Source organism: Polaromonas sp. P1_G4, from assembly GCF_056405475.1.
Map to the genome: position 1 here is coordinate 1 of NZ_JBFUCA010000149.1, position 8,528 is coordinate 8,528.

At 62.6% G+C, this 8,528-nt stretch carries 11 protein-coding genes and 1 pseudogene; all 12 read right to left on the reverse strand.

Going from position 1 to position 8,528, the window contains the following annotated elements; genetic code table 11:
• Positions 1 to 370 (reverse strand): annotated as a pseudogene (fliP, locus tag AC1D1X_RS09640) (flagellar type III secretion system pore protein FliP); the annotation flags it as partial.
• Positions 371 to 480: 110 nt separating this feature from the next.
• Positions 481 to 1,032, reverse strand: coding sequence for a hypothetical protein (locus AC1D1X_RS09645; protein WP_477698195.1), 552 nt, complete (start codon positions 1,030 to 1,032; stop codon positions 481 to 483).
• Entirely contained in the window at positions 1,029 to 1,469 is a 441-nt protein-coding gene (locus AC1D1X_RS09650; protein WP_477698196.1) for a FliM/FliN family flagellar motor switch protein, read from the reverse strand. Before AC1D1X_RS09650 ends, AC1D1X_RS09645 begins: the two co-directional genes overlap by 4 nt.
• Positions 1,470 to 1,507: 38 nt before the next feature.
• Positions 1,508 to 2,440, reverse strand: coding sequence for a hypothetical protein (locus tag AC1D1X_RS09655; RefSeq protein WP_477669637.1), 933 nt, complete (start codon positions 2,438 to 2,440; stop codon positions 1,508 to 1,510).
• Positions 2,440 to 3,630, reverse strand: coding sequence for a flagellar hook-basal body complex protein (locus tag AC1D1X_RS09660; RefSeq protein ID WP_477669638.1), 1,191 nt, complete (start codon positions 3,628 to 3,630; stop codon positions 2,440 to 2,442). Before AC1D1X_RS09660 ends, AC1D1X_RS09655 begins: the two co-directional genes overlap by 1 nt.
• 37 nt (positions 3,631 to 3,667) lie before the next feature.
• Positions 3,668 to 4,078, reverse strand: a complete 411-nt coding sequence (locus tag AC1D1X_RS09665; RefSeq protein WP_477669639.1) for a flagellar hook assembly protein FlgD — start codon at positions 4,076 to 4,078, stop codon at positions 3,668 to 3,670.
• Complete coding sequence (locus AC1D1X_RS09670) at positions 4,075 to 4,833, reverse strand: hypothetical protein (protein ID WP_477698197.1); 759 nt, start codon at positions 4,831 to 4,833, stop codon at positions 4,075 to 4,077. Before AC1D1X_RS09670 ends, AC1D1X_RS09665 begins: the two co-directional genes overlap by 4 nt.
• A gap of 38 nt (positions 4,834 to 4,871) precedes the next feature.
• A complete protein-coding gene (locus AC1D1X_RS09675) occupies positions 4,872 to 5,393 on the reverse strand; it encodes a hypothetical protein (RefSeq protein ID WP_477669641.1) in 522 nt (173 codons plus the stop codon).
• The gene (locus AC1D1X_RS09680) at positions 5,390 to 6,853 is read right to left on the reverse strand and encodes a FliI/YscN family ATPase (RefSeq protein ID WP_477669642.1); all 1,464 of its coding nucleotides are present in this window, start codon (positions 6,851 to 6,853) and stop codon (positions 5,390 to 5,392) included. The genes AC1D1X_RS09675 and AC1D1X_RS09680 overlap by 4 nt, the downstream gene beginning before the upstream one ends.
• On the reverse strand, positions 6,850 to 7,620 hold the full coding sequence (locus AC1D1X_RS09685) for a FliH/SctL family protein (protein ID WP_477698198.1): 771 nt from the start codon (positions 7,618 to 7,620) through the stop codon (positions 6,850 to 6,852). The genes AC1D1X_RS09680 and AC1D1X_RS09685 overlap by 4 nt, the downstream gene beginning before the upstream one ends.
• Positions 7,617 to 8,258: a hypothetical protein gene (locus tag AC1D1X_RS09690; RefSeq protein ID WP_477669644.1), complete on the reverse strand. Its 642-nt coding sequence runs from the start codon at positions 8,256 to 8,258 to the stop codon at positions 7,617 to 7,619. The genes AC1D1X_RS09685 and AC1D1X_RS09690 overlap by 4 nt, the downstream gene beginning before the upstream one ends.
• A partial coding sequence (locus AC1D1X_RS09695; RefSeq protein WP_477698199.1) for an LPXTG cell wall anchor domain-containing protein occupies positions 8,255 to 8,528 on the reverse strand: 274 nt, incomplete at its 5' end. The genes AC1D1X_RS09690 and AC1D1X_RS09695, both read right to left, overlap by 4 nt.

Genomic DNA, 8,528 nt, shown 5'->3' on the forward strand with positions numbered 1-8,528 from the left:
CATTTATTTTCTGCAGGACCGGCGACATCGTGAACATCGTCAAAAACAAGGCTAAGCCGATCAGCGCGGTATTGGGTGGCGTCTCGGGCATGCCGATGGCATGGCGCAGCATGGACAGCACGATGATGATGCGCATAAAACTGGTGAGGCATACCAGCAACGCCGGCAGTATCGCAAGAACCGTCAGGCCGAGCACGACACGCAGGGCTTGCGAGGTTTCCGTGGCGGGTGTTTTACTTGCCGCGACAGCAACCGCGGGCGCGCGGCGGGCCGCTGTGGGCGTCGGCGCTCCGGACAGCATCGGGCTGGCCTTTAGTTGAATCTCAGGCTCGCCAGCCGAATTTCGAACCACCGCGGTTTCGGCGCTCATCGCACCTTCCGCGACATCCGTCGCTTGGGCATGCACGCCCACCCATGACACCATACCGATGAGGATGCCCGCAACCCAACGCAACAACAGAGCGGCAAACGATGAGCGCCTCATGTTGCACCCTCTGGCTGCGTCGGAACGGGATGGTTTTGTCCGGCGGTGCTCGCAGACGACTCAACCACCGCGTGCTCTGACAGCAAGGTCATGGCCTGGTCGGTACAGCCGATCAGCAAACGACGCCCTCGCCATTCGATGTCGTGAACACTGTGCTTGGGTGATAGCCGGGTCGCCCCATGGAGCAGAACATCCCTGGACGAAGCACCACCCCACCAGCTTGAACGCTTTGCGGCGTCAACGCCGGCAGTCGGCCGGCGATTTCGCCATATCCAGATGRCAAAACCCGCAAAGCCAAGCGCCAAAATCGCCGTGATGGCAGTCAGCGGCGGCCCCTCACCGCCGGACGACGAGGCCGAGTCCTGCTTGAAAGGAATCGTTTTGGGCAAAGCGATGGCGCTTGTGGCAGCGGAGGCGGAGGACGCTCCCGCCGATGCAGCCGTGCCTTGGCTGAACGCGGTGGCATGGCTGACCAACAGGCAAACCGCCGCCACTTTCAGGGCGCGGAAAAAATAAGGCAAACGCTTGAGCAAACCGGCAAGCCTCATGGCTTGACTTCAGCCAGCAAGCCACTTTGAAGATCTAGCGGCAAAGGCAACTCCGTGATGCGAACCGCGAAATGTTCGTCCAGCGCCACCAATTGGCCGCGGGCAACCACCTGGCCTTCGAGCAACAAATCGACAGGCTGGCCCACAGTCCGGTCCAGCACCAGCACCTGATTTTTCGCGGCGGACATCAGCTCGCCCWCCGTAAGCGTTGCCGATCCCAAGTAGACCTGCAACGTGGCCTTCACCTGGTGAATGGGATGAGCAGCATGACCCTCGGGCCGCCAGTTCTTTTTCTCGGGAGCTGCCGCGTCGCTCGGCTGATGCCTGTCGTTGGCCGGCGCATGGGGAAATGTGATCGGTCGTACCGTAAGAGCCGACACGTCAGGCTTTTCGGCATCGGCGCTTGAATAAGCAGGGTTTTGGGGTGGCGGGTTCATGATTTTTTCAGCAGCTGTATTCACGTTATGTCTCAGGGTCATTTGGGGGTAGCGGTGAGTTCCAGGGATTTAAAGCCGCTTGTTTGTGTCATCCAGGCATGCGCCACTTTTTCGCGATTCTCTGAGAAGACCTGTGAAGGGTGGTCCAGCGGGTGCTCAAGCGCGATGACGTCACCGACCCGCAGGCCTTGGAGCGCGCCCAGCGAAATGGTGCATGGAAGCAAATAGGCATCGAGCGCCAGCGTGCGTTGGCGCAAGGCCTCATCGACGCGAACGCGGTCGGCTTGCCTGAACGGTTTCTGCGTAGCGCGCGGCTTTTCCTCGCCGGCCTTGGCGAGGATGGCGTCCACGCTGGCCGCTTCCAGCGCCACCGTCCATTGCAGGTCCGCGGCGGAGAACTCGACCAGCAAAGTGCCGGAAAATTCATGCGGGCACGGCCAGTCGACCGTTCGCCCCTCCATCTTCAGCGGCGTGCCAGCGACAGCACCGGGCGGTGTACAGGCAATAGCCCATCGCTGCTGGAAATCCTGCCACATGGACCGCGCCATCTCCGCCGCCATAGATGCCAGCGCCGGAGCGGGTTCGGGCAACTGGCGCTCGTCCGCCGTGCCCCATAGCCAGGTGGCAAAACGCTCCACCGGGAATTCAGGTGCCGCCACATCAACATCGCCCGCACGGCAGCGCATTCTCAGCAAACCGGCGCCGGGATCGGAAGGCTCGCAAACCAGCCATTTTGGATTCCAGGCGGCGTACACCGGATCGACGGCACCGCGGACCACAACCTGAAAACTCTCTGCGTCCAGACTCTTGCCACGCCAATCCCATGCACTACGCCACGACATAAGCATCGCTGAAATAGTGGCGCTCACACGTGCGCGCCGGTCAGTGGAAAATACCCTGAGCTCGCGGAGTTTTGGAGCGGCGTCGGCTTCCGACACCAGGACTTTCCCTGCAACAGAAGCATCGGCCATTATTTGCCTTTCAGCGCAAACAGTTCCTGCAGCATCTCATTGGCCGTCGAGATTACCTGCGAGCTCGCCTGAAAGCCTCGCTGCATCACCACCAGGTCGCTAAACTCCTGCGAGAGGTCCACGTTGGCAATCTCCACGGAAGAGGAGCGAATCGAACCAAAGCCGCCCTCCTCCGCGCTGCCTGTCACCCAGTGCTCCGGATCCAGCGCACTGAACTGGTTGTCGCCCACCGTACCCACCGCATCCAGCGAGTCGAAGCGGCCAAGGGCCAGGCGCGCGCCCTTGACACTCTGGCTGTTCGAATAACCTAGCACCAGGGTCCCCGTGGAATCAAAACTGGCCTGGGTCAAGGCACCCGGCGTGACGCCATCCTGCGAAGACATGGCGAGCGTGGACAGGTTGCCCGCCGCAAAGGAGGTCACGTCGGTGCTGAAGTCCAGCAGCAGCGGAATCGCCGCGCTTCCAACTGGCGTATAGCTCACGCTGAGTTTCGAGGTCGCTGCGGTCGGCTTGCCGTCAAAAAAAATAATCTGGCGGGTCGCAACCACCGTGGTGCCGTCGAGCAATTCAACCTTCCAGCTTCCAGCTGTTGTCGCGTCCGTGTTGGTGAATTTGACGCTGAGGGTATGGGCGCCGCCCAGCGCATCGATGACCCGTACGCCGCCGACAGTCTGGTCGGTGAGGGTACTGGAAATATTGCCGTTGAACTTGACATTCGCGGTAGCCTTTCCCGCATTGGTGCTCAGCCCGGCGAGGCTGATTTCGGTGAGGCCTCCGTCGGAGCCACGGCCCATGACTTTCGCGTTGTCCCCCTGGTTCACGAGCACGCCGTCACCATTGAATTTGAACTGGCCCGCGCGCGTATAGGTGATCTTCCCCTCCGCGTCCCTGAGGATGAACAGCCCCTGGCCGTCGACAGCCATATCCAGCGGATTGTCGGTTTGGCGAATTTCGCCTTGTTTGAACGAGAGCACGGTCGAGCCCGCATTCAGCCCGTAACCCAAGCCACCGTAGCTGCCCGAACCACTGCCACTGGCCAGATTGCTGTTGGAATAAAAGAGGTCGGAGAACTGCAGGCTGGAGCCCTTGAACCCCGGGGTATTCAGGTTGGCCGTATTGTTGGCGATGACACGCAAACCTTTGGAATACCCCAGCAGACCGGTCATCCCTACGTAGATCGAATCAAGCATTTTTTTCTCCCCTTGTACCGTGCATGTTTGTTGCGCCTTAGCGTACCGCGACGATCTGGCTGATGCTGATGCCGTCGATCACCGCCCCAGAGGCGGTTTTCACGCTAAGGGCCGGCGAGCTTCCCTGCAGGGACAGCGCCATGACGGTGCCCGTCAGCGTACCCGAGGCGGTAGTGGCATCGACGGTGCGTCCAATCAGCCCCACCGACTGCAAGGCTGCCTGGTTGTTGATCAGGGTCTCGATTTTCGTGTTGAGCTGCTGGGTCTGCTCGACGCCGGTGAACTGCGCGATCTGAGCCATGAACTCCTGGTTGTCCATTGGCTTGAGCGGGTCCTGGTACGAGAGCTGGGTCAACAACACCTTCAGGAAGTCCTGGAGCCCCAGGCTGCTGGCCTGCAAGTTGGACGAAGAACCGCTTGGGGGGGCGCTGATCGCGGAGATAGTCATGGAAACTCCTTGGACTGTGTGAAATAAGGAAACTCTGGAATGAACGAGGAAGAAACTTCAAAAACGGTCTTGCCATTGCAGACCAGCTTGACAAGCCTGCTGCGCTGCCCCTGAAGGCAGGCTCTGATGTGGGGCAGAAGCTGCGCGAGCTGCTCCTCCCCGGAGTCGGCTCGGGCATCAACGCCTAGCCATACGGCGACATCGTGCCCGTGCCATTCGGCATGCAGGCGTATCGCCTGCGAATCGAGATCGGCCTCTTCGCTTGGTGAGCCCAGTCCTGCCGGTACATTGAGCGCATCCGCCATGTCCCCGGGATCAGTCGKAGGCGCCAAGCCCACCACCTTCAGGCGCGAGACGCCTGCCAGCGCAAGCGCCAGACTGGCCGCCCGTATATCCGTGACAAGCATACGGCTGGCTTCGGGCTTGGGCGCTTGCACGACCATCAGGGCCGCTGCCTGTATCCCGGGCCCACGATTCGGCACAGGACCGGCGCCCATCAGAGGCGGTGTCACCCTGCGTCCGTCCGCCTTCACCGCATTGTTGGACGATGCGGGGCGCTGTGCACCTGAATTCAAAGTAGCCTGGCTGGTAGTGCCTTCGGGCCGACCGTCGCTGCGCGGTGCAGCTTGTCGCGGTTTGAACCAGGTGTCCAGTTGCGCCCGCTCCATCTCGCGATTCCAGGCACCGGCCGATTGCGGCTGATCGCCGGCAGCCGCTTGCTGCAATCCCGCCCCAGCCTTGGCCACCAGTCGCAACGCTCCAGGATCTTCCCGGAGCGGGAACAACGGAGAACTCATGCGCCGCCTCCGGGTTCAGTCGGGGAGGTCGCGGGCGCCCTGTTGAAGGCCTCGCGCGTCATCCAGTCCCGGTCGGCTTCTGTCGCGTGAAGGCGCGACTGCTCACGCACGTAAGTATCGATGACGGCCGATTCGTGGGACCGAAACCCTTCAAGCCGGGTTTCGGCCGCCCGGCACAGCAGCAAGAAGCCATCGCGTGCCTTGTCCAGCACGGCCACTTGTGCCTGAATCTTCTCCATCGAAGCCTGCAGCTGCGCCAGGTAGAGCAGTCCGGCCTGGTGCATCGAAGCGTCCAGGCGCACCTGGAGCTGCTGCCCCAGCTTCTCGGATGTCTGCCTGTGCAGACTTTTCGTGGCGCTCAGCGCGGCCCGTGCCGAGGCCAGTTCGTGCTGCGCTTTGGCAAGTTTTCCGTTCAGCTCGTCAAGCTCCCATTGGGCTCGCCTGGCCAAAGGCTCCAACGGATATTTGAACCCGCGCAAATCGCCTTTTCCCGAATTTTTGTAACCCGGCAGATTCATCTCGAGCCTCCCGCTTTGATGCCCGGCATGGCTGCCGGAACAGCTACGGCTTCAGCCATGCAGGCCCGCAACTGCTCCAGCGCACGTGGCCGGTCAAAACCACCGTCCCGTTGCGTCATCCACTCTCGAAGTGCCGTGTCACGCCGCAGAGCCTTGTCCAGTTGCGGATTGGTTCCGGCTTCATAAGCGCCAATCTCCACCATCTGGCGATTGCGCTCCATCAGTGAAATATGCTGGGTCACGCGGTTGACAAGCTCACGCTCGGCGGCATCCGTGAGGTCCGTGCGCAAACGGCTGGTGCTTTGCAGAACGTCGATAGCGGGATATTGGCCGGTATGGGCCAGCGAGCGCGACAGCACGATGTGGCCGTCCAGTATGGCGCGCAGGTTGTCCGAGATGGGTTCGTTGAAATCGTCACCTTCGACAAGAACCGTCAGCAAGGCCGTGATCGCACCGCCGCTGTCCGATGTTCCGAAGCGTTCGCACAGTTGCGGCAACTCGGCAAACACCGAGGGCGTATAGCCCCGCGCTGTGGGTGGTTCACCCGCCGAGAGGCCGACTTCACGGCGAGCCATCGCCAGCCTGGTGACCGAGTCCATGGTGAGAAGGACCTGCCGTCCCTGGTCCCTGAAGTATTCGGCGATCGCGACGGCCGCATGGGCGGCGCGAATCCGGGCCAGTGCGGGTTGGTCTGCGGTAGCGACTACAACAACGGACCGCTGCAGACCCTCGGGCCCCAGCTGCTTGTCGATAAAGTCCCGGACTTCCCGCCCGCGTTCGCCGATCAGCGCGATGACGTTGATGTCGGCCTTGACATGACGCGCAATCATGCCGAGCAAAGTGCTCTTTCCGACGCCGCTTCCCGCGAAGATTCCGACGCGCTGGCCCTGGCCCAAAGTAAGCAGGCCGTCGATCGCCCGAATGCCGGTTTCGATGATGCGGGCAACCGGCGGTCGCTTCATGGGATTGACGGGCGCGCCGTGCAAGGGGACGTCGCGAACCGTGGCAGGCCGCGCATCGCCATCCAGAGGCTCGCCAAAGCCGTCTATCACGCGGCCAATCTGGGCAGGACCCACCCCAAAGGTCGATGCCCGGCCCAGTGCAACCACCTCGGCGCCAGCGCTGACGCCCTGAAGCGAGCCATAAGGAAGCAGCGTGACATGGCCGGCATGCAAACCCACTACCTCGGCCAATACCCCCGCATTCGCCGAAAACAAATCGCCTGCCGGGTCCGATCCCGACGGGTCATGGGGCGCCAGGCGCGGACGGATCCGGCACAACTCGCCCACCACGGCGTCCGGCCCTTGCGCCTGGATGGCCAAACCCTGGACCTGGCGCACCCAGCCTACACGCCTCATCAGTTCCTGCTCCCGCACAGCTTTTCGATAGGCGCTCAGCCCCGGACTGGCGGCCTGGCCTGCAAGGTCGGAAACGGCCGGGGAGCCCGGGTTGGAGTTCATGCCGGGCGCTCCGCTCGGCGTGTCGCCCGGGTCTGAAGCAGCATTGTTTTGAGCGCCTCAACCTGCACATCAAGGCGGGCGTCGAGCGCGCCCTCGGGGGAACGCAACATGCAGCCGCCCAAGGCGACCTCAGTGCTGGCAACCCACCGCGTTGTGTGATTTCTCTGTGATGCGATGCGGGCTCCCAAATCTGTATCCGCTTCAAGCCACTGCAGGTCTTCGGGGTGGACGTGAATTTCGAGCGCCGCTTTTCCTCGCCAATGGGCGAGCGCGTTCACCACGCCCGCCTTCAGCATGTCCCGGGTGGGGACCGTTTCGCCCAGCACCCGGCAAAACGCCTCAAAAGCGAGCGCCACCATGTCATCCTCGGYGTCATCCAGAAAGCGGTTTTTCTGCCCAACTATCGCATCAGCCATTTGCCTGATCTTTGCCAGCGCATCGACCAGCTTCTGCTGGCCAGCCTCATGGTCTTCAAGAAGCGCATGGCGCTCCTGTTCAGCGCGCTCCAGCGCCTGTTTCATGCCCGCCTCATAACCGTCTTTTTGACCCTGAACCCTGCCTGCCTCGTACCCGAGGGTGCGCGCTTCCTGCCGGACCTGTCCGAGGCCCGCATCAGGCTCCTGCAACGCGCGGCCGGTCATCAGGGTCGCTGATTTATCGGCCATCGGACGCTGCAAGGGCAGCACTGCAGGCGCGCGCGACGCCACGCGCAGCTCGAGCGGCGCGCCCTCCACGGCGCCTCTGATAACAAAACCTTCCGGGCTCACTTGTAGGCCCTCATGGGTGCAATGATGCTGGACCAGAACCGGCGCCGTTCCTGCCACCAGCGTGCAAAACCGCCCCGGTGCGCGCTGGTCGCGTTCTGCGGGGACGCTGAGGCCTCGACGGTTCGGTAGCGTCGCAGCAAGCGCCGCAATAGCCCGAGCCGCAGCTGAGCGGCCTGGTCTGGGGTCGCCCCAGCTCTGCTGTCCAGGCTGTCGACCTGCAGGCGCAAAGAGAGCCGCCTGTGCGTCTCAAGTGCCGCCAGCAGGGAATCGGCCCAAGACCAGGATTTCAAAGAGAGCAGGAAGGCCAGCAACGCAACAGGTTCAGGTTTCAGGAGGGGCAGCAACAGATCCACACGTGCCGCGTCAAGCGCATACATCAGGGCTTCGACGGACAGTTCATCGATATGAGCGTGGCCCGCAGGAGCAGACTCCTGTGGTGCCGCATCGCCCAGGCGCAGCTCGTCAAGAAGCCTCGGGTCGGAAGGGATGCCCAAGTCGCGCAACTCCTCCAGCAAGGATTGCAACTCGGCCGCCTCGATAGCAGGGAGTTGTTGCAACAGCCATGCGGCGTCGTGCGGCGCCATGGCATGCAAGGTCAATGCAGCCTGCCGCGCATTGGAAGAGGATTCCGGTCTCATGGCTTCAGTCCTGCGGGCGGGGCTTCCTGCTGCATCCAGGCCCGGACCTGCCGCAACGCCGATTCGCGCTGCTCTTCGGTCATCGCGGGATCGGCGGTTTTGCGCTTTTGCAGCAGAAACCACACCAAGCCGCACAGCATCACCAGCAGCAATCCCGCTATCGCCACGACGGGCGTCGGCGTTTCGCCCGACGCCGCAGCGCCTGGCCCTGTGGCTCGAGGCGAATCGCCAGCAACGTCAGGAATTGCCGGCAGGGGAAGGGCGCCATTC